A 20,778-nucleotide genomic window follows, 5' to 3' on the forward strand; every position below is an offset into this window, starting at 1 on the left:
CGGTCAGCGCAACCCGAGTTCGTTGTCGATGAAGTCGAAGATCTCGTCGGCGGTCGCCGCCTCGCCGAGCCGGTCGTCGCCGGCGGAGGGATCGACCAGGCCGATCAGGGCGCGCAGCCGGGCGGCGAGCGCGGGCCGGTCGGCGTCGTCCTCGGGCAGCGCGGCGAGGGACGCCTCCAGCCGGTCCAGGTCGGCCCCCGGCCCGGTCGTCGCGTCGCCGGCGCCGACGCCCAGTTCCGCACCGAGGAACTCCGCCACGGCGGCCGGCGTCGGGTGGTCGAAGACCAGCGTGGCGGGCAGCGCCTGGCCGGTGGCGGCGGTGAGCCGCTGCCGCAGGTCCATCGCGGCGACCGAGTCGAAGCCCAGCTCGGCGAAGGGGCGGGCGGGGTCGAGGGCGGCCGCGCTGTCGTAGCCGAGCAGCGCGGCCACCTCGGCGCGGACGGTGTCCAGCAGGGCCCGCGCCCGCTGGGCCGGCGGCAGCCCGGCGAGCCGGTCGGCCAGCCCGGTCGGGGCGTTCGTGGTGTCGCCGGCGACCGCCTTGGCCACCTCGGGCAGCGCGTCGAGCAACGGCCGCCGCCGGGCCATGGTGTAGACGGGGGCGAAGCGCGACCAGTCGATGTCGGCGACGACGAGGTCCCCGGCGTCGGCCCGGTACGCCTCGGGCAGCGCGGTGATCGCCAGCTCCGGTCGCATCGGCGGCGCGCCGAGGCGGCGCATCCCGGCGGCCAGGTCGGCGTCGACCATGCCGCTGTCCCAGGAGCCCCAGGCGATCGAGGCGGCGGCGAGGCCCCGGGCTCGGCGGCGGGCGGCGAGCGCGTCCAGGTAGGCGTTGGCGGCGGCGTAGCCGGCCTGCCCGGCGCTGCCCCAGACGGCGGCGCCGGAGGAGAAGAGCACGAACGCGTCCAGCTCGGTATCGGCGAGCAGGTCGTCGAGGTGGGCGGCGCCGGCCACCTTGGCGGCGGCCACGTCGGCGATCTCGGCGAGGGTCAGCTCCCCGACCGGCGCGATGCGCTGCATGGCCCCGGCGGCGTGCACCACGGCAGTCAGCGGCCACCGGGCGGGCAGCCCGTCGAGCAGGTCCCGGAGCTGGTCGCGGTCGGCGACGTCGCACGCGGCGAGGGTCACCTCGGCGCCGAGGCCGGTCAGCTCGGCGGCCAGCGCCTCCGCGCCGGGGGTGTCCCTGCCGCGCCGGCCCACCAGCACCAGATGCTCGGCCCCGGCCCGGGCCAGGGCGCGGGCCACGTGCGCGCCGAGGCCGCCGGTGCCGCCGGTGACCAGCACGCTGCCGCGCGGCCGCCACGACGGCGGCGCCACCGGCCGGGCGGCCCGGACCATCCGGCGGGCGCGCACCCCGCCGTCGCGGATGGCCACGTGGTCCTCGCCGCCGGTGGCGGTGACCAGGGCGCGCAGCCGGCGCAGGGCGGCCGGGTCGGGGAACTCGGGCAGGTCGACCAGCCCGCCCCAGTGCCGGGGCAGGTCGAGGGCGAGGCCGGCGCCGAGGCCGTGCACGGCGGCCTGGGCCGGGTCGGCGGACTCGCTCGGGTCGACGGCGACCGCGCCCGTGGTGAGGCACCAGATCGGGGCGTCGAGCTGGGCGTCGCCGAGCGCCTGGACCAGCGCGACCGTCGCGGCGAGGCCGCGGGTCAGCGCCGGGTGCTCGGGGTGCGGCCGGTCGTCGAGGGCGAGCAGGGAGAGCAGCACCGTGCCGGCGCCGGGCAGCTCGCGCAGCCGGGCGGCGAGGGCGTTCCGGTCGGCGTCGGCCACCGGGAGGCGGACCACCTCGCCGCCGTGCTCGGCCAGGGTGGCCGCGATCATGCCGACGCGCAGGTCGTTGTCGTACCCGTCGGGCACGGCGACCAGCCAGCGGGCCGGCGCCGGACCCGGCTCGGGGTCGGCGACGGACTCCCACACCACCCGGTAGCGCCAGCCGTCCACCGCGGACCGGTCGGCGTGCCGGCGGCGCAGCGCGGACAGGGCGGGCAGCACCTGGCCGAGGGCGGCCGGGTCGACGCCGAGGTCGACGGCGAGGGCGGCGGGGTCGGCGGCGGCGAGGTCGTCGAGGAAGCTCGGGTCGGCGGCGACCGGCTCGGGCGCCTCCCACCAGTACCAGCGGCGCTGGAACTGGTAGGTGGGCAGCTCGACCCGGGCGCCGGGGTGCACCGCCGCCCAGTCGACCGCCGTGCCCCGGGTGTGCGCGCGGGCCAGCGCGGTGACCAGCTCCCGCTCCTCGTCCCGGTCCCGGCGCAGCAGCGGCACGAAGACCCCGTCCCGGCCGTCGCCGACGCAGTCCGGGCCGGTGGCCGAGAGCGCCGCGTCCGGGCCGAGCTCCAGGAACGTGGTGACGCCCTGGTCGGCGAGCCACCGTACGGAGTCGTGGAAGCGGACGGTGCCGCGCACCTGGCGTACCCAGTGCTCCGGGTCGGTCAGCTCGCCGGTGACCGGTTGGCCGGTCAGGGTGGAGACCACCGGCAGGCTCGGCGCGGTGTAGCGCAGCGACCGGGCGACCTCGGCGAAGTCGGTGAGCATGGGTGCCATCAGCGGGCTGTGGAAGGCGTGCGAGACGGCCAGCCGGCGGGTCCGCCGGCCGAGGCCGCGCAGCTGCTCGGCGACGGCCAGCGCGGCCTCCTCCACGCCGGAGACCACCAGGGCCCTGGGGCCGTTCACCGCGGCCAGGTCGACCCGATCGTCGAGCAGCGGCCGGATTTCCTCCTCGGTCGCCTCCACGGCGACCATCGCCCCGCCGGGGGGCAGCGCCCCCATCAGCCGGCCCCGGGCGGCCACCAGCGCCGCCGCGTCGGGCAGGGTGAGCACGCCGGCGACGTGCGCGGCGGCCAGCTCGCCGATGGAGTGCCCGACCAGGTACGCCGGGCGCACCCCCCAGCTCTCCAGCAGCCGGTACAGCGCCACCTCCAGCGCGAAGAGCGCCGGCTGGGCGTACCCGGTGTCGTTCAGCGGGTCGGCGTCGGCGCCCCACACCACCTCGCACAGCGGTCGGGCCAGGTGCTCATCGAGGGCGGCGACGGCGGCGTCGAACGCGTCGGCGAAGGCCGGGAAGGCGACGTGCAGCTGCCGTCCCATGCCGGGGCGCTGGGCGCCCTGCCCGGTGAAGCAGAAGGCGGTGCGGCCGTCGACGCGTACCGCGTCGCGGACCAGGTGTGCGGCGGCGGTGCCGTCGGCGAGCGCGGCCAGGCCGGCGCGGAGCGCGCCGTGGTCGCCGCCGATGACGGCGGCCCGGTGCTCCAGCGCGGCGCGGGTGGTGGCCAGCGAGTACGCCACGTCGGCCGGGGCCTGGTCGGCGTGCTCCTCCAGGTGGCCGGCGAGCCGGCGGGCCTGCGCCCGCAGCGCCGGCTCGTCCCGCCCGGAGACCAGCAGCGCCACCGGCCGCGCCGGCAGAGTCCCGGCGTCGTCCCGCGCTGAGGCCGCGTCGTCGCGGGCAGGGGCGGCGGTGCCCTGGACGGGGGCGGGCTCGGCGGGCGGCTCCTCGACGATGACGTGGGCGTTGGTGCCGCTGAGGCCGAACGCGGAGACCCCGGCCCGGCGGGGGCGGTCGCCACGCGGCCAGGGCCGGGCCTCGGTGAGCAGCCGCACGTTGCCGATGGACCAGTCCACGTTGGGGGTCGGTTCCTTGACGTGCAGGGTCTGCGGCAGCGTGTCGTGCCGCATCGCCGCCAGCATCTTGATGATCCCGCCGACCCCGGCGGCGGCCTGCGCGTGCCCGACGTTGGACTTGAACGAGCCCAACCAGAGCGGCCGGTCCGCCGGCCGGCCCTGCCCGTACGTGGCCAGCAGCGCCTGCGCCTCGATCGGGTCGCCGAGGGTGGTGCCGGTGCCGTGCGCCTCGACGGCGTCGACCTGGTCGGCGGTGAGCTGCGCGGCGGCCAGCGCGGCCCGGATCACCCGCTGCTGGGCCGGCCCGTTGGGGGCGGAGAGGCCGTTGCTGGCGCCGTCGGAGTTGACCGCGCTGCCCCGGACCAGCCCGAGCACCGGGTGACCGTGGCGGCGGGCGTCGGCGAGGCGTTCCAGCAGCAGCAGGCCGATGCCCTCGCCCCAGGCGGTGCCGTCGGCGTCGGCGGAGAACGACTTGCACCGGCCGTTCGGGGCCAGCCCCCGGTCCTGGCTGAACCCGACGAACGAGTCCGGGGTGGACATCACCGTCACCCCGCCGGCCAGGGCCAGGCCGCACTCGCCGGCCCGCAGCGCGTGCGCGGCCAGGTGCACCGAGACCAGCGACGAGGAGCAGGCGGTGTCCACGGTGACCGCCGGGCCCTCCAGGCCCAGCGCGTACGCGACCCGGCCGGAGGCGACGCTGGCCAGGCTGCCGACGCCCTTGGCGGCGTAGTCGTGGTAGACGAGGCCGGCGAAGACGCCGGTGGCGCTGCCCTTGAGCGAGGCGGGGTCGATGCCGGCCCGCTCGACGACCTCCCAGGCGGTCTCCAGCAGCAGCCGCTGCTGCGGGTCGGTCTCCCGCGCCTCCCGTGGGCTGATCTTGAAGAAGTCGGCGTCGAACTCCCCCGCGTCGTGCAGGAACCCGCCGTTGACGCAGTACGTCCGCCCGGGCGTGGCCGGCTCCGGGTCGTACAGGCCGGCGACGTCCCAGCCCCGGTTCTGCGGGAACCCGCTGATCGCGTCGCCGCCGGAGGCGACCAGCTCCCACAGGTCGTCGGGGGTGCGGACACCGCCGGGGAACCGGCAGGCCGCGGCGACGATCGCGATGGGTTCGTGCCAGCGCTGCTCGGCGTCGTGCAGCCGCCGCCGGGTCTGCTGGAGATCAGCCGTGGCGCGCTTGAGGTAGTCGCGCAGCTTGTCGTCGGTCGCCATCGCCGCTCAGCCCATCCCCAGGTTGTCCAGCACCGCGAACAGTTCGTCGTCGGTCGCCGTGGCCAGGTCGTCGTCCGCGCCGTCCGGTCCGGCCGGGTCGTGCCGGGTCCGCCATTCGCGCAGCACCGCCTCCAGCCGGGCGGTGACCCGGGCCGGGTCGCCGTCGGTGGGGCCGGCGAGCACCGCCGCGAGCCGGTCCAGTTCGGTCAGCACCGGGTCGTCCCCGGCGACGTCCCGCGCGCCCAGCTCGGCGGCGAGGTGGGCGGCGAGCTCCCGCGAGGTCGGGTAGTCGAAGACCAGCGTCGGCGAGAGCCACCGCCCGCACGCCTCGCTGAGCGTCCTGCGCAGCTCCACGGCGGCCAGCGAGTCGAAGCCGAGGTCCTGGAAGGCCCGGTCCGGCTCGACCGAACGCCAGTCGGGGTGGCCGAGGACGGTGGCGACGTGGGTGCGGACCAGTTCCAGCAGGAAGCGGTCCCGCTGGTCGTCGGGGAGCCCGGCGAGCCGCTGCGCCAGGTCGGGACCGGTCGGCGCGGCGCGGCGGGCCGGTACCCGGACCACCTGACGCAGCAACGCCGGCAGCGTGTCGGCGGTGGCGCGCAGCGCGGCGACGTCGAGGCGTACCGGGACCAGGGCGGGGGTGGCCTGCCCGAGCGCCCGGTCGAGCAGGGCCAGTCCCTCGGCGATGCCGAGCGGGTGCAGGCCCATCCGGTCCAGCCAGGGTGGCCCGGCCGCCCACGCGCCGAAGGCGAGAGCGGTGGCGGGCAGCTCGCGGGCGGCCCGGTGGGCGGCGAGCGCGTCGAGGAAGGTGGCCGCTGCCGCGGTGGCCGGCCGGCCGGCGCCGAACATCAGCCCGGCGGCCGAGGAGACCAGCACGAACGCCGCGAGGGGCCGGTCGGCGGTCAGCTCGTGCAGGTGCCAGGCCGGGTCGACGGTGGCGCGCAGGGCGGCGGCGAACGCCTCCGGCGCGGTGGTGGCGAGCAGGCTCTGCTCGCGTACGGCGGGGGCGTGCACGACGGCGGTGAGCGGGTGCTTCCCGGGGATCGAGTCGAGCAGCGCGGCCACCGCGTCCCGGTCGGTCAGGTCGCCCGCGGCGACGGTCACGTCGGCGCCGAGTCCGGCCAGCTCGGCGAGGAGGTCCTTGTCGGCGTCCTCGGCGGGGTCGACGGCGAGCAGCAGGTGGTCGATCCGGTGCTCGGCGACCAGGTGTCGGGCGATGGCCGCGCCGGGTCCGCCGGTGCCGCCGGTGACCAGCACCGTGCCGTCGGTGTCCCAGCGCGGTGGCGCGCCGGCCCCGGCGGAGGCCCTGGTCAGCCGGGGCAGCAGCGCACGGCCGTCGCGGACGGCCAGCTCCGCTTCGCCGTACGCGAGCAGCGCCGGCAGGGCCACGCAGGAGGGTCCGCTGCCGTCGGTGTCGACGAGTACCAGCCGCCCCGGCTGCTCGGACTGGGCGGCGCGGACCAGCCCCCACACTGGCGCGAGCACCAGGTCGGCGGGCAGCTCCCCCGCCCCCACGGCGCCCTGGGTGAGCAGCACCAGCCGGGTCCGGGGCAGCCGGCTCTGGGCCAGCCAGTCCCGCAGCGTGCCGAGCAGGCCGGTGAGCAGGGCGCGAACCGCCTCCGGCCCCTGCCCGGCGGGGGTGGCCGGGGCGTGCAGCACGTACGCCGGTTCCGGCGCCCCGGCGTCCACGGCGGCGAGCAGCGCGGCCAGGTCGGGGTACGCCGCCGCGTCGGGAACCACCCCGAACGGGTCCTCGCCGAGCACCGCCCAGGCCACCGGCGCGGCGTCGGGGGCGACCTCGGGCGCGGGCACCCAGTCGAGGCGGAGCAGGCTCTCGTCGCCGGCGCCCGTGACGGCGGCCAGTTCGTCGGGGCCGACCAGCCGACTCTCCAGGTGCCCGACGGTGAGCACCGGGCGGCCGTCGGCGTCGGTGGCGGTCAGCGTGACCCCGCCGCCGACCGGCACCAGGTGTACGCGCAGCGTGGCCGGGGCGGCGGCGTGGCGGGTGACGTCCCGCCAGACCGACGGCTGGACCGGTCCGGCCGCATCGTCGAGGCGGTGCGGGTGCAGGGCCGCGTCGAGCAGCGCGGGATGCGCCTCGTGGCCGTCGGCGGTGGCCCCCTCGGGCAGGCTCACCTCGGCGAACAGCTCGGCGCCCCGTCGCCACACCGCCCGCAGGCCCTGGAAGGTCGGGCCGTACCCGTAGCCGTGGCGCAGCAGGCCGCGGTGGACGTCCTCGACGTCCGCGCGGACCGCGCCCGGGGGTGGCCAGGCGGCCGGCGGCGGGGTGGGGGTGGGTCCGCCGGGGGCGAGCACGCCGGTGGCGTGCCGGGTCCACGGCAGCTCCTCGTCGGCGCCGCGGGTGTGCACCCCGACCGGCCGTGCGCCGTGGTCGTCGGGCGGCCCGACCACCACGCGTACGGTGACCGCCTCGTCGGTGAGGACCAGCGGGGTCTCGGCGGTGAGCTCGACCAGCCGGTCGCAGCCGATCTGCGCACCGGCGTGCAGGGCGAGGTCGAGCAGGCCGGTGCCGGGGAAGACGACCCGGCCGTGCAGGTCGTGGTCGGCCAGCCAGGGCTGCCCCGGCAGCGAGATCCTGCCCGTGAGCACCAGCAGGTCGTCGTCGGGGACGCTCACCTTGGCGCCGAGCAGCGGATGGCCGGTGGCGACCTGCCCGAAGCCGGAGAGGTCGGCGGTGGAGGGCGCGGCGAGCCAGTACCGCTGCCGCTGGAACGGGTAGGTGGGCAGGTCGATCGTGCGGGTGGTCGTGGGGAGCAGCGGCGTCCAGTCGACGGTGGTGCCGGTGACGTGCAGCCTGGCCAGGGCGGTCATGGCCTGGCGGTGTTCGTCGTGTCCCCGCCGCAGGCTGGGGATGGTCGTGGTCTCGTCGGGGAGGATGCCCTCGACCATCGGGGTGAGCGCGGCGTCCGGGCCGAGTTCCAGGAACGTCGTCGCGCCTGCCTGGTGCAGGGCGGTGATGCCGTCGGCGAAGCGGACCGCCTCCCGGACGTGCCGGACCCAGTAGTCGGGGTCGGTCAGCTCGCTGCTCGCCAGGGCGCCGGTCAGGTTGGACACGATTGGGAGCTGCGGCTCGGTGTAGGTGAGGCTTGCCGCGACGGCCCGGAAGTCGTCGAGCATCGGGTCCATCAGCCCGCTGTGGAACGCGTGGCTGACCCGCAGCCGCGTCGTCTTCCGCCCCAGCCTGGTGAAGTGCTCGGCCACGTGCAGGACGGCGGCTCCGGGGCCGGAGATGACCACCGACCGGGGGCCGTTGACGGCCGCGATGTCCACACCGGCGGCACCTGCTGCCCGACTGTTGCCGTCGCCAATGCCGAAGCCGCTGGCCGCGACCCGACCAGCGCGAGTGCCGGTGCCAGTGCCAGCGCGGGCGCCGTGGCCGTCGGCCGGGACGGCGCCGGGGCCGGTGCCGTTGACCGCGACCGAATCGGAGCCAGTGCCGGTGCCGGTGCCGGTGGAAGCTGAATCGTTTACGACATCAGCTCCAAAGGATCCGACGACCACACCCGGACCCGCCAGCGCCGCCCGCACCTCCTCCTCCGACGCCTGCACCGCCACCATCGCGCCGCCCTCGGGCAACGCCTGCATGAACCGACCCCGCGCCGCGACCAACCGAGCCGCATCCGCCAGCGACAACACCCCAGCCACATGCGCGGCAGCCAACTCACCGATCGAATGCCCGGCGACAAAGTCCGGCCGCACGCCCCACGACTCCACCAGCCGGAACAACGCCACCTCGACGGCGAACAAGCCGGCCTGCGCGTAACCCGTCCGGCGGATCAGCTCCTCGTCATCACCCCAGACCACCTCACGCAACGGCCGATCCAGGTGCACGTCCAACTCCGCCACCACCGCATCGAAAGCAGCGGCGAACACCGGGAACACCGCGTGCAGCGAGCGACCCATCCCCAGGCGCTGCGCGCCCTGACCGGTGAACAGGACCGCCAACCGACCGGCCCGGGGCGTGCCGACCACCGTGTGCGGCGCGGTCTCGCCGGTCGCCAGGGCGGCCAGGCCGGCGGAGAGTTCCGCCGGGTCCGCGCCGAGCACCACGGCCCGCTGGGGGTGCAGCGCCCGGCCGGTCGCCAGGGCGCGAGCCGCCGCAGCCGCGTCCACCGGGTCCATCGACCCGGCGACCTCCGCCAGCCGACCGGCGAGGGCCCGCAGCGCCGGTACCGACCTCGCGGACACCAGCCACGGCAGCGCGCCGGTCACCCCGGAGTCCGCGCCAGGGCCGTCCCCGCCGGGGCCGGACGCACGGGTCCGCGCGTCGTCCGGTGCCTGCTCGATGATGACGTGGGCGTTGGTGCCGCTGATGCCGAACGACGACACCCCGGCCCGGCGGGGGCGGCCGTCCACCGGCCACTCGTGCGCCTCGCTCAACAGCTCCACCGCGCCGGCCGACCAGTCCACCTGCGGCGAGGACTCCTCGACGTGCAGGGTCCGGGGCAGCACCCCGTGCCGCATCGCCAGGACCATCTTGATCACGCCGGCGACACCGGCGGCGGCCTGGGTGTGGCCCAGGTTCGACTTGATCGACCCCAACCACAGCGGCCGGTCGGCGGGCCGGTCCTGACCGTAGGTGGCCAGCAGCGCCTGCGCCTCGATCGGGTCCCCGAGGGTCGTACCCGTGCCGTGGGCCTCGACCACGTCCACTTCGGCGGCCGGCACGCCGGCCGACGCCAGGGCGGCCCGGATCACCCGCTGCTGCGACGGACCGTTTGGGGCGGTGAGCCCGTTCGACGCGCCGTCCTGGTTTACCGCCGAGCCCCGCACCATTGCCAGGACCGGGTGCCCGTTGCGGCGGGCGTCGGAGAGCCGCTCGACCAGGAGTAGGCCGACGCCCTCGGAGAAGCCGGTGCCGTCGGCGCCCGCGCCGAACGAGCGGCACCGGCCGTCCGGGGAGAGGCCCCGCTGCCGGCTGAACTCCAGGATCACCTCCGGGGTGGCCATCACGGTCGCCCCGCCCGCGAGGGCCAGCGAGCACTCCCCGGCGCGCAGTGCGCGGACCGCCCAGTGCAGCGCGACCAGCGACGACGAGCAGGCGGTGTCGACGGTGACCGCCGGCCCCTCCAGCCCGAGCGCGTACGCGATCCGGCCGGAGGCGATGGAGCCGGTGGCGGTGCTGCCGGCGTAGTCGTGGTACATCAGGCCGGCGAAGACGCCGGTGTCGCTGCCGCGCAGCGTGGCCGGGTCGATGCCGGCGCGTTCCAGGGTCTCCCAGGCGCACTCCAGCAGCAGCCGCTGCTGCGGGTCCATCGCCACGGCCTCGTTCGGGCTGATCCCGAAGAAGTCGGCGTCGAACTCCCCCGCGTCGGCCAGGAACCCGCCCGCCCGGGTGTACGTACGCCCGGCCAGTCCCGGCTCGGGGTGGTACAGGCCGTCGGTGTCCCAGCCCCGGTCGGTAGGGAAGCCGGAGATGGCGTCCACCCCGTCGGCGACCAGCCGCCACAGTTCCTCCGGCGAGCCGACCCCGCCGGGGAAGCGGCAGCCCATTGCGACGATCGCGATCGGCTCGTCGGCGACCGCCGGCGCCGTCACGACCGGCGTGGTCGGGTGGGCCGCGCCGAGCAGCGTCGCGGCGAGGTGGGCGGCGACCGCCGAGACGGTCGGGTGGTCGAAGACCAGGGTGGCGGGGAGCCGCAGGCCGGTCGCCGCGTTGAGCCGGTTGCGCAGCTCCACCGCGGTCAGCGAGTCGAAGCCGAGTTCCTTGAGGGCGCGGCCGGCGTCCACGGCGTCCGGGGTGGCGTGGCCGAGGACCCCGGCGACCTCGACCCGGACCAGGTCCAGCAGGGTGCGGCGGCGGTCCTCCTCGGGCAACCGCAGCAGCCGGTCGGCCAGCGAGGCGGCGCCGGCACCCCGGTGGGCCTGCCGGCGGGGCACCCGGACGAGGTCGCGCAGCACGGCCGGCAGCGCCCCGGAGGTGGCCTGGGCGCGCAGGCCGGCCGGGTCCAGCCGGAGCAGCACCGGCGCGGTGACGTCGCCGGCCAGCGCGGCGTCGAGCAGGGCCAGGCCGTCGGCCGCGGAGAGCGCGTCGAAGCCCTGCTGGCGCAGCCGGCGCAGCGCCGTCTCGTCGAGGTGCCCCGTCATCCCGGTGCCGCCGGCCCAGAGCCCCCAGCCCAGCGAGTGGGCGGGCAGGCCCCGGCCGCGGCGGTGCGCGGCGAGGGCGTCCAGGAAGAGGTTCGCGGCGGCGTAGTTGGCCTGGCCGGCCGGGGCGAGCACCCCGGCGGCCGAGGAGAAGAGGCAGAACAGCGCCAGGTCGGCGTCGCGGGTCAGCTCGTGCAGGTGCCAGGCGGCGTCGACCTTCGGCGCCAGCACGGCGTCCATCCGCTCGGGCGTCAGCGACTGCACGAGGCCGTCGTCGAGCACCCCGGCGGCGTGCACCACCCCGGTCAGCGGGTGCGCGGCGTCGACGGCGTCGAGCAGGGCGCGCAGCGCCACCGGGTCGGCGGCGTCGCAGGCGGCGACGGTGACCCGCGCGCCGAGTTCGGCCAGCTCGGCGCACAGCGCGTCGACGCCGGGGGCGTCCGGGCCGCGGCGGCTGGTCAGCAGCAGGTGCCGCACGCCGTGGACGGCGGCCAGGTGGCGGGCCACCAGGGCGCCGAGGTCGCCGGTGCCGCCGGTGACCAGGACGGTGCCGTCGGGCGCCAGCGCCGGCGGGGCGTCGCCGTTCGTGGGGGCGCGCACCAGCCGGGGTACGGCCGCCGTGCCGGCCCGCAGCGTCACCTCGGGCTCGCCGAGGCGCAGCACGGCCGGCAGCGCCGCCAGGGAGGCGGGATCGTCGTCGGCGTCGACCAGCAGGAAGCGCCCCGGGTGCTCGGCCGCGGCGGCCCGGAGCACGCCCCGCACCGGCGCGGTGGACAGGTCGTCGTCGGCGTCGGGCAGGAGCGCCACCAGCGTCGCGCCGGCCCACCGCTCGTCGGCCAGCCACTCCTGGACGACCCGCAACGCCCGCCGGGCCGCCGCGTGCGCGGCGTCGACCACGTCGCCGGTTCCGGCGGTGACCGGCCAGAGCACCACCTCGGGTACGGCGACACCGGCGCCCAGGTCGGCCCGGAGCGCGGCCAGGTCGGGGTGGCTGGTGGCGGGCGCGCCGATCGGCGGGTCCGCGCCGAGCACCGCCCAGCCGTCGAACGAGCCGACGCCCACCGCCAGGTCGACCGGTCGGCGGTGCAGGCGCAGCGGCTCCACGGCCGGGGCACCGCCGGCGGCGGCCAACTGCTCGGCGGCGACCGGGCGGGCCACCAGCGCGCCGACCGAGATCACCGGTGCGCCGGCCGGGTCGACCGCCTCGATCGTGGCCCGGTCCGGCCCGAGGCGCCGCACCCGTACCCGCAGCACGGTGGCCCCGACGGCGTGCAGGGTGACATCGGTCCAGGCGAAGGGCAGCAGGGTGTCCCCACCCGCGTCCTCGATCACGCCGGCGTGCAGGCAGGCGTCGAGCAGCACCGGGTGCACGCCGAACCGGTCGGCGTCCGGCTGGGCCGCCTCCGGCAGGGTCACCTCGGCGAAGAGGTCGTCGCCGTGCCGCCAGAGCCCGGTCAGGCCCTGGAACGCCGGGCCGTAGCCGTAGCCCCGCCCGGTCAGCCGGGCGTACCCGTCGCGGATGTCGACGGCGGTCGCGTCGCGCGGCGGCCAGTCGCCCGGGGCGGCGGCAGGGGCCGGGGCGGCGGGCGCCAGCAGTCCCTCGGCGTGCCGGGTCCACGGCCGGTCGGAGTCCTCGGGGCGGGAGTGGACGCTGACCGGGCGCGCGCCGTCGGCGGCGGGGGCGCCGACGACGACCTGGAGCGCGACGGCGCCGCGTTCGGGCAGCACCAGCGGCGCGCCGAGGGTCAGCTCCGCCACTGCTGGCAGGTCGACCTGCTCGCCGGCGTGCAGCGCCAGCTCCACCAGGGCGGCGCCGGGGAGCACCGGCCGGCCGTGGACCTCGTGGTCGGCGAGCCAGGGTTGCCGGGTCACCGAGAGCCGGCCGGTGAGCAGCAGCCCGTCGCCGTCGGCGGGCCGGACCAGTCCGGTCAGCAGCGGGTGGCCCGGGGCGCCCTCGCCGGCGCCGGTGGTGCGCCCGGTCGGGTTCTTCCAGTAGCGCCGCCGCTGGAACGCGTAGGTGGGCAGGTCGACGACCCGGCCGCCGGCGAGGAAGCCGGCCCAGTCCACCGGCGCGCCGTGCACGTACGCCTCGGCGAGCGAGGTGGCGAAGCGGCGCAGCCCGCCGTCGTCGCGGCGCAGCGACCCGATCGGTACGGCGGTGACGCCGGCCGCCTCGGCGGTCTCCTGCACGGCGGAGGTGAGCACCGGGTGGGCGCTGGACTCCACGAACACGCGGTGCCCGTCGGCGAGCAGCGCCCGGACGGCCTCGGAGAAGCGGACGGTCTGGCGCAGGTTGCGGTACCAGTAGTCGGCGGTCACCGTGGCGGTGTCCAGCGGCCCCCCGGTGACCGTGGAGTAGAAGGCCACCCCGGCGGTACGCGGGCTGACCGGGGCGAGCGCCTCGATCAGCTTCTCCCGGATGCCCTCGACGTAGTGCGAGTGCGAGGCGTAGTCGACGGCGATCCGGCGGACCTGCACGCCGTCGGCGGTCAGCTCGGCGTGGAACTCGTCGAGGGCGGTGACCTCGCCGCAGACCACCATGGATGACGGACCGTTGACGACGGCGAGTTGGAGCCGGCCGGCCCACCGCTCCAGCCGGGCCTCGACGGCGTCGCGGGGCAGCAGCACGGACATCATCCCACCGAGGCCGGCGAGTTCCGCGCCGATGAGCCGGCTGCGCAGGGCGACGACGCGGGCGCCGTCGTCGAGGGTGAGCGCGCCGGCGACGCAGGCGGCGGCGATCTCGCCCTGCGAGTGGCCGACCACCGCGGCGGGCCGTACCCCGTGTTCCTGCCAGAGGTGGGCCAGCGACACCATGACCGCCCAGAGCATCGGCTGCACCACGTCGACCGAGTCCCAGAGCGGGGAGTCGGGGTCGCGCAGCACGTCCAGCAGCCGCCACTCGACGTACGGCTCGAGCGCGGTGGCGCACTCGGTGAGCCGGGCGGCGAAGGCCGGCGCCTCGTCGAGCAGCGCCCGGGCCATCCCGGGCCACTGGGAGCCCTGGCCGGGGAAGACGAAGACCGCCCGGGCATCGGGCAGGACCGTGCCGGTGACCACGCCGGGGGCGTCGGCGGCGTCGGCCAGCGCGCGTACCCCGGTCAGCAGCTCGGCGGGGTCCGCGCCGAGCACCACGGCGCGGTGGCCGAGCCGGGCCCGGGTGGTCAGCAGCGAGTGGCCGACGTCCGCCGCCCGCGCGTCGGCGGCCTTTCCCAGGTACGCCGACAGCCGGGCCGCCTGCCCGCGCAGCGCGTCGGCGCCGCGCCCGGAGAGCACCCAGGGCAGCACCGCGCCGTCCCGCGACGGCATCTCCTGGTTCACCGGGTACCACCGCCTGTTCCGATCGCGAGGTGAGCCGTCTGCGGGTGGTGCATGGGTCAGGCCGGGCTGGCCGTGGACCGGGGCGCCGCGTCGACCTTGACGAGGTCGCCGAACTCGGGGAACTGCGCGATGGCCTGCTCGGCGGTGAGCGCCGGCGTACGGGGGCCGCGCAGCACGGCCCAGAGGAAGGCGGGCGTCATCATCCGGGTCATCGGCGCGCAGAGCGACGCCACGTTGAACACGGTGTTGATGACCATGCGGTTGCCGCAGCCGGTCCGGGCGACCCGGGCGGCCATCTTGTTGGCGAACGCGCCGCCGCGCAGCGGCACGTTGGCCCGCACGTGCGGCAGCCCCTGGTCGGTGTTGACGGCGATCTGCCAGGCGCCCTGGTTGATCTTCGCGATCGCGGCCTGCACGTTGCGGGAGAAGCCGGGGCGCAGGCCCCGTACGTCCAGCTCGGTCCGCAGCGCCAGCGCGCACTGCGCGGCGACCGACATGCCGGTGCCGTGCACCGGATTCAGCGCCTGAGCGGCGTCGCCGATCACCAGGAAGCCCTCCGGCACGGGCAGCTTCTCGAAGCGCCGCCGCTGGTCCGGGATGCTCCGGTAGGCGCGGATCGGCCCGGCCGGGCGGGCCTGGGCGATCAGGTCGACGATGATCGGGTGGTGCCGTTCCCGGGCGAACTGCGCGAAGCCCTCCTCGTCGGTGGGGGGCTCGCCGCCCCGACTGCCGAAGAGGCTGAGGATCCAGCGGCCGTTCTCCATCGGCAGCAGCCCGGCGCCCTGGCCGGGGCGGCCGGTGCCCGCCTGCATCTGGATCATCACGCCGGGGAAGTCGTCGCGGGTGCCGGGCGGCGCGGTGAACCAGCGGCTGACGTAGACGATGCCGGCGTCCACCACGTCCTCGCGGACCTGGGGCAGGCCCAGGTCGACCAGCCACTTCGGGGCGCTGGTGGCCCGGCCGGTGGCGTCGACCACCAGGTCGGCGTCGAGGGTGCGCTCCGCGCCGCCCTGCTCGACCCGCACGCCGGTGACCCGGTCGGCGTCGCCGACCAGCCCGGTGACCCGGCAGCCCTCCCGGACGCCGATCCGCGGGTCACGCAGCACCTGCTCGCGGACCACGTGGTCGAGCAGTTCCCGGCTGCACAGCAGCAGGTACGCGTCGGTGTCCAGCCGTTCCATCCAGCCCTCGGGGCCGCGGGCCAGCGCCCCGGAGGGCAGCCCCCGGCGCTTGGCGCCGGCGGCGTACAGCCGGTCGGTGACGCCGGGCAGCAGCTGGTCGAGGGCCTCGACACCGCCGCGCATGAGGATGTGGCTGTGGTGGCCCTGCGGCAGCCCCTTGCGCGGCTGCGGCTCGGTGGGGAGCTGGTCCCGTTCGACGACGGTGACCTCGTCGACGGCGCGGGCCAGCGCGGCGGCGGCGAGCATCCCGGCGAGGCCGCCGCCGAGGACGACGGCCCGGCTCACTGCTCGATCCCCGAGGTGGCGAGGAAGAGCTTCATCCGCCGCTCGGCGAGCTCCGGGTCCGGCAGCGCGCCGAGGCTGTCGGCCAGCCGGTACGCGGCGGCCAGGTGCGGCACCGACCGGGCCGACTGCTCGCCCCAGACCATCCGGAAGTGGTCGTGGTGCCCGGCCAGCCAGCCCAGGAAGACCACTCCGGTCTTGAAGAAGAAGATGCTGCGGCCCTCGCCGCTGAACAGGTGCCGGTTGAGCGGCAGGGTCTCCTCCAGCAGCCCCCGGGCCCGGCTGTCGTCGCCGGCGTCGAGCGCCCGGAAGGCCTCGGCGGCGATCGGGACGACCGCGTCGATGACCGGGGTGAGCGGGTGGCTGTGCCCGGACCCGTCGCCGACGAACATCTCCGGGTACTCGGTGGTGTCGCTGGTGTAGAACTTCACGCCCTCGGGCAGCCGCTTGCGCCACTCGACCTGGCGGGCCAGCGACGCCGGCCCGATCTTGACGCCGTCGACCTTGTCCAGGTTGTCGCGGACGATCGCGATCAGCGCGTCGTACGCGTCGTCGGGCTCCTCGTAGCCGAAGTACTCCGAGTTGCGCGGGTCCCACTCCGAGGTGATCCAGTGCACGATCGCCGGCTGGCTGGACTGGCGCAGCAGGTTGCCGTACACGGTGGCGAAGTCCTCCGGGCCGCGGACGGCGACGTTCAGGTGCGGGCTGCACATGATCACCGGCTGCGCGCCGGCCTCCTCGACCACGGCCAGCTGCTCCTCGTAGGCGGCCTGGACCTCGGCGAGGGTGACCGGGGCGAACGGCTCCAGCTGGTCGGTGAGGACGGCCGCGGCCAGCCGGCCGCCGACGGCCTTCGCCTCGGCGCCGCAGCGGCGGATCAGCTCGGCGGCGCCGGGCCAGTCCAGCCCCATGCCGCGATGGGCGGTGTCCATGCCCTCGCAGAGCGTGAAGCCGTACGACCACAGGTGCCGGCGGAAGGCCAGGGTCGCCTCCCAGTCCAGCGACTGCGGCGGCGGGTCGCCGCCGGGCGGCCCGAAGGGCTCGTTGTCGGCCAGCGGGTCGCCCAGCACGTGCGCGGTGGCCAGCACGGAACGGGTCCGGAACGGGGAGGGGTCGGCGGGCTGCACCACGCGCGGCGCCTGGGTCGGGTGGTAGACGGTCAGGGTGCCGTCCGACTCCGGAAGCTTGATCATTTTTTCTGCTCCGAACCGTCGTCTGGATCGAGTCGGCACAATTCAAGCGACTCGCGGGAGTGCGGTTCCATAGCGGCGACCCCCTAATTCCGGGGCAACCCCTCAACGGCTTCCGCCGGCCCGACCGCGCCCCTAGGGGGCGGGCCGGACCGGCGGGCTGCCGGAATTGATCCGATCGACCGAGATGGCGCCGACCGGACAGTTCAGCGCGGCCGTACGGGTCGCCGCGCGCAGCGCCGGTTCCGGCGATTCCACCAGCACGACCACGAGACCGTCGCGGTCGTCCTGGTCGAACACCGTGGGCGCGAAGTACACGCAGTTGCCGGAACCGACGCAGGTTTCCCGGTCGACCTCGACACGCATTGTCGGCGACCCGTCGCTCACCAGGTGACGGGCAGTTCGTGCAACCCGTACGCGTGCGCGTCGAACATGTACGACAGTTTGTCGACGTCGGCGGCCAGGCGCAGATCCGGAATGCGCTCGAAGAGCGTACGGAAGACGGTTTCCAGCTGCATCCGGGCCAGGTTGGCGCCGGGGCACATGTGGTTGCCGTAACTGAAGGCCAGGTGTCCTTCGGCGTTGCGGTGGATGTCGAACTTCTCCGGTTCCGGGAAACGCCCCGGGTCCCAGTTCGCCGCGCCGTTGAGCGCGAGCACGCCCTCGCCCTGGCGGATGGTGCCGCCGCTGACCTCGACGTCGTGGGTGGCCACCCGCACGGTGGCCGAGTCGAGGATGCTGAGGAAGCGCAGCAGCTCCTCGACCGCGCCCGGCCACAGCGACGGGTCCGCCTTGAGCTCCGCGAGCTGCTCCGGGTGCTCCAGCAGCACCACCGTGCCGAGGGAGACGACGTTGGCGGTGGTGTCGGAGCCGGCGATCACCAGCACCCGGGCGATGGCGACCAGGTCCTCGTGTTCGAGGGTGGGCTCGTCGGGCAGCCGGGCCGCGATCCGGCTGAGCAGGTCGTCGCCCGGGTTCTTGGTCTTCTCGGTGATCAGCTCGTCGAGAAACTCGTCCATCTCGGCGATCGCGCCGGCCACCGCCTCCTGCGTCGAGTCCCGGCCCGTGGTGGTCTCGGCGTAGCGGCGGAAATAGCCGATGTGCACCGGGTCGACGCCGAGCATCTCGCAGAACAGCAGCGCCGGCACGGGCAGCGCCAGCTCGGCCATCAGGTCCAGCGGGCCGCCCTTGGCCAGCATCTGGTCGATCTGCGTGTCGACGATCTGCTGCATCCGCGGGCGGAGCTTGTTGATCCGCGCGGCGGTGAATTCGGGGATCACCATTCGCCGGCGGACGGTGTGCTCCGGCGGGTCCATCGCCGGGAACGGAAAGGCGATGTACGGCAGCATCTCCTCCGGCACGTGGAACTGCGCCGGGTAGGCGGGGTTACGCGCATTCGAACTCATCGTCGGGTCACCGAGCACCTGGCGCACGTCCCGGTATCGGGTCAACGCCCAGACGGGTTTACCGGTCATCCGGTTGGTCACCGGAGCGAGTGGGTTCTCCTCACGCATCCGCTCGTATTCCTGCGGAACGGCGAGCGGGCACCGGCGCCGGTCCAGCGGAAAATCCGGGCGCTCGGTACCGGTGGTCACGGCATCGGCTGTTTCGGTCATCGCTGCGACGCCTCTCTCTTCAGGGGGCGGCGGGGAATCGATCGGATCGATTCAAGCAGCGCGCCGGCACGGCGGACAGGTTCCGCACCCCCTAAGGTCGGCGATGAGCCCCCTATGCCGGCACCACGGGACGGGGCGGAACGGTTACTGTCACGGCACCGACGGTCCGGTTCCCAATCCCGTGCAGACATCGTTCGGGCGGCGGCATACCCTGATCTGCAGCGACGGGCAGCGGCGAAGGGCGGATGACCGCGGCCGGGCGTCTCGAGGGAAAGTGGAGTCGATGGGCGGAAGCATTGATCCGGGGCTGCCGGGATACATCGGGGACGCCTGGGGTTTGCGGGACCGACCGAACAAGGGCCCCAAGCGCGCACTGAGCCTTCCGCGCATCGTCGACGCGGCGGTCGCCATCGCCGCGTCGGAGGGTCTGTCGGCGGTGTCGATGAGCCGGGTCGCGTCGGATCTCGGCGCCTCGACCATGTCGCTGTACCGCTACCTGTCCGCCAAGGACGAACTGCTCCAGCTGATGATGGACGCGATCTACCAGACGCCGCCGTCCGGGCCCGACGCGCCGGACGAGGGCTGGCGCGCCGGGCTGGCCCGGTGGACCTGGGAGCAGCACGCGATCCTGCGCAAGCACACCTGGGCGCTGCAGATCCCGACCCTCGGCCCGCCGGTCACCCCCAACCAGATCATCTGGCTGGAGCGGGGGCTGGAGTGCCTGGGCGGCACCGCGCTGGGCGAGGGCGAGAAGCTGTCGGTGATCATGCTGCTGAGCGGCTTCTGCCGCAACGATGCCACCGTCTCCGCCGACGTGCAGGCCTCGTTCATGGCCAAGGCCCCCGACGAGCTGGCCGCGATGTCCTCCTACGGTCAGCTGGTCCGCAAGCTCGCCGGGCCGGACCGCTTCCCGGCGTTCAACGCGGTGATCGACGCCGGCGTGCTGGACACCCCGGCCGGCCCGGACGACGAGTTCGTCTTCGGCCTGGAGCGCATCCTCGACGGGGTCGGCGCCCTGGTCGAGCAGCGCGCCGCGGCGAGGAGCGCGGGCGGCGAAGGGCACTGACCCTCCGCCCGGACGGCCCGCCCCCGCCGACCGACGCACACCCTGGTCCCGTCGCTGTGGACCTGATGTCGTGAACGACTCAGCCCGCACGCTGATCCGTCGCGGTGACCCGCGCCGTCCCGCCCGGGACCTCGGGTCGCGGGCCGACCGCCGCTGCCCGCCCGGCGAGGGCCACGAGTCCGCCACGTCATAGTTCGACAGCGTCCCGCGAACCGCTGTCCTGCCGGCGGCGGCCTGAGCCGTCCACGACATCAGCTCGACAACGCCCGCGACACCACCGTCCTGCCCGCAAGCGGCTTGAGCCATCCCCGACATCAGGTCTGTAGCGTTCCGGAGGCCCGGCCCGCCGGGCACCTCGCGCCCGTGCCGCCCCGGCCCGCCACCGCGACGCTCCGACGGGGCCGGCCGCGGGGCGGCGCGCGTCAGGCGCGGGCGTGGCCGGCCACCACCCCGTCCGCCGCGTGCCGGCGGATCAGGGCCAGGACCTGGGGGGCGTGCCGGTTGAGGTAGAAGTGCCCGCCGGAGAAGACGTGCAGCGCGAACGGGCCGGTGGTGTGCCCCCGCCAGCTCTCCGCGTCGGGCACGTCGACCTGCGGGTCGGCGTCACCGGTCAGCGCGTACACGGGGCAGGTCAGCGGCGGGCCCGGCTGGTAGCGGTAGGTCTCGGCGGCCCGGTAGTCGGCGCGCAGCGCCGGCAGGACCATGCGGACCAGTTCGGGGTCGGTGAGCATCTGGGCGTCGGTGCCCTCCAGCTTCAGCATCTCGCTGATCAGCGCGTCGTCGTCGCCCTCGTGCACCCAGGCGGGGCGGTGCCGCGACGGCGCCCGCCGGCCGGAGGCGAACAGCGCGGACACCTCGGTCCCGCGCGCCTGCAGCCGCCGGGCCACCTCGAACGCCACGGTCGCGCCCAGGCTGTGCCCGAACAGCGCCAGCGGCCGGTCGGCCCAGACGGCCACCTCGTCGACGAGGGCGTCGACCAGCCGGGGCACGTCCTCGAAGGCCGGCTCGGCGCGGCGGTCCTGGCGGCCCGGGTACTGCACGGCCAGGACGTCCAGGCCGGGGCTCAGCGCCTGGGACACCGGATAGAAGTACGACGCGGAGCCACCGGCGTGGGCGAAGCAGACCAGCCGGGTGGGGGCGTCCGGGGCGGGGTGGAAGCGGCGGATCCAGGCGCCGTTGTCCGTGGGTACGGCCATCTCGTG

The 20,778-nt window shown here is 75.9% G+C and carries 7 protein-coding genes and 1 pseudogene; 1 reads left to right on the forward strand and 7 read right to left on the reverse strand.

Annotation, left to right across the window (positions count from 1 at the left end; translation table 11 throughout):
• Positions 1-3: 3 nt before the first annotated feature.
• The 6 genes and pseudogenes from GA0074696_RS22940 to GA0074696_RS22965 all read right to left on the reverse strand — a co-directional run bounded on the left by GA0074696_RS22940 (position 4) and on the right by GA0074696_RS22965 (position 18,489).
• Positions 4-4,818, reverse strand: coding sequence for a type I polyketide synthase (locus GA0074696_RS22940; protein WP_088963015.1), 4,815 nt, complete (start codon positions 4,816-4,818; stop codon positions 4-6).
• A 6-nt stretch (positions 4,819-4,824) separates the two neighbouring features.
• Positions 4,825-14,208: pseudogene (locus tag GA0074696_RS32335) on the reverse strand (SDR family NAD(P)-dependent oxidoreductase); the annotation flags it as partial.
• An 89-nt stretch (positions 14,209-14,297) separates the two neighbouring features.
• Complete coding sequence (locus GA0074696_RS22950) at positions 14,298-15,707, reverse strand: NAD(P)/FAD-dependent oxidoreductase (RefSeq protein WP_088963017.1); 1,410 nt, start codon at positions 15,705-15,707, stop codon at positions 14,298-14,300.
• Positions 15,704-16,897 (reverse strand): DUF993 family protein, encoded by a 1,194-nt coding sequence (locus tag GA0074696_RS22955; protein ID WP_088963018.1) that lies wholly within the window; start codon positions 16,895-16,897, stop codon positions 15,704-15,706. The genes GA0074696_RS22950 and GA0074696_RS22955 overlap by 4 nt, the downstream gene beginning before the upstream one ends.
• Positions 16,898-17,029: 132 nt before the next feature.
• A complete protein-coding gene (locus GA0074696_RS22960) occupies positions 17,030-17,260 on the reverse strand; it encodes a ferredoxin (protein WP_088963019.1) in 231 nt (76 codons plus the stop codon).
• 17 nt (positions 17,261-17,277) lie between these two features.
• The gene (locus GA0074696_RS22965; protein ID WP_197700764.1) at positions 17,278-18,489 is read right to left on the reverse strand and encodes a cytochrome P450; all 1,212 of its coding nucleotides are present in this window, start codon (positions 18,487-18,489) and stop codon (positions 17,278-17,280) included.
• Positions 18,490-18,793: 304 nt separating this feature from the next.
• On the opposite strand from GA0074696_RS22965, the gene GA0074696_RS22970 reads away from it, so the two are divergent.
• Positions 18,794-19,576: a TetR/AcrR family transcriptional regulator gene (locus GA0074696_RS22970; RefSeq protein ID WP_088963021.1), complete on the forward strand. Its 783-nt coding sequence runs from the start codon at positions 18,794-18,796 to the stop codon at positions 19,574-19,576.
• Positions 19,577-19,998: 422 nt separating this feature from the next.
• On the opposite strand, the gene GA0074696_RS22975 is transcribed toward GA0074696_RS22970, so the two are convergent.
• Positions 19,999-20,772 (reverse strand): thioesterase II family protein, encoded by a 774-nt coding sequence (locus GA0074696_RS22975; RefSeq protein WP_088964739.1) that lies wholly within the window; start codon positions 20,770-20,772, stop codon positions 19,999-20,001.
• Positions 20,773-20,778: the final 6 nt, after the last annotated feature.

Source organism: Micromonospora purpureochromogenes (genome assembly GCF_900091515.1).
Lineage (GTDB): Bacteria > Actinomycetota > Actinomycetes > Mycobacteriales > Micromonosporaceae > Micromonospora > Micromonospora purpureochromogenes.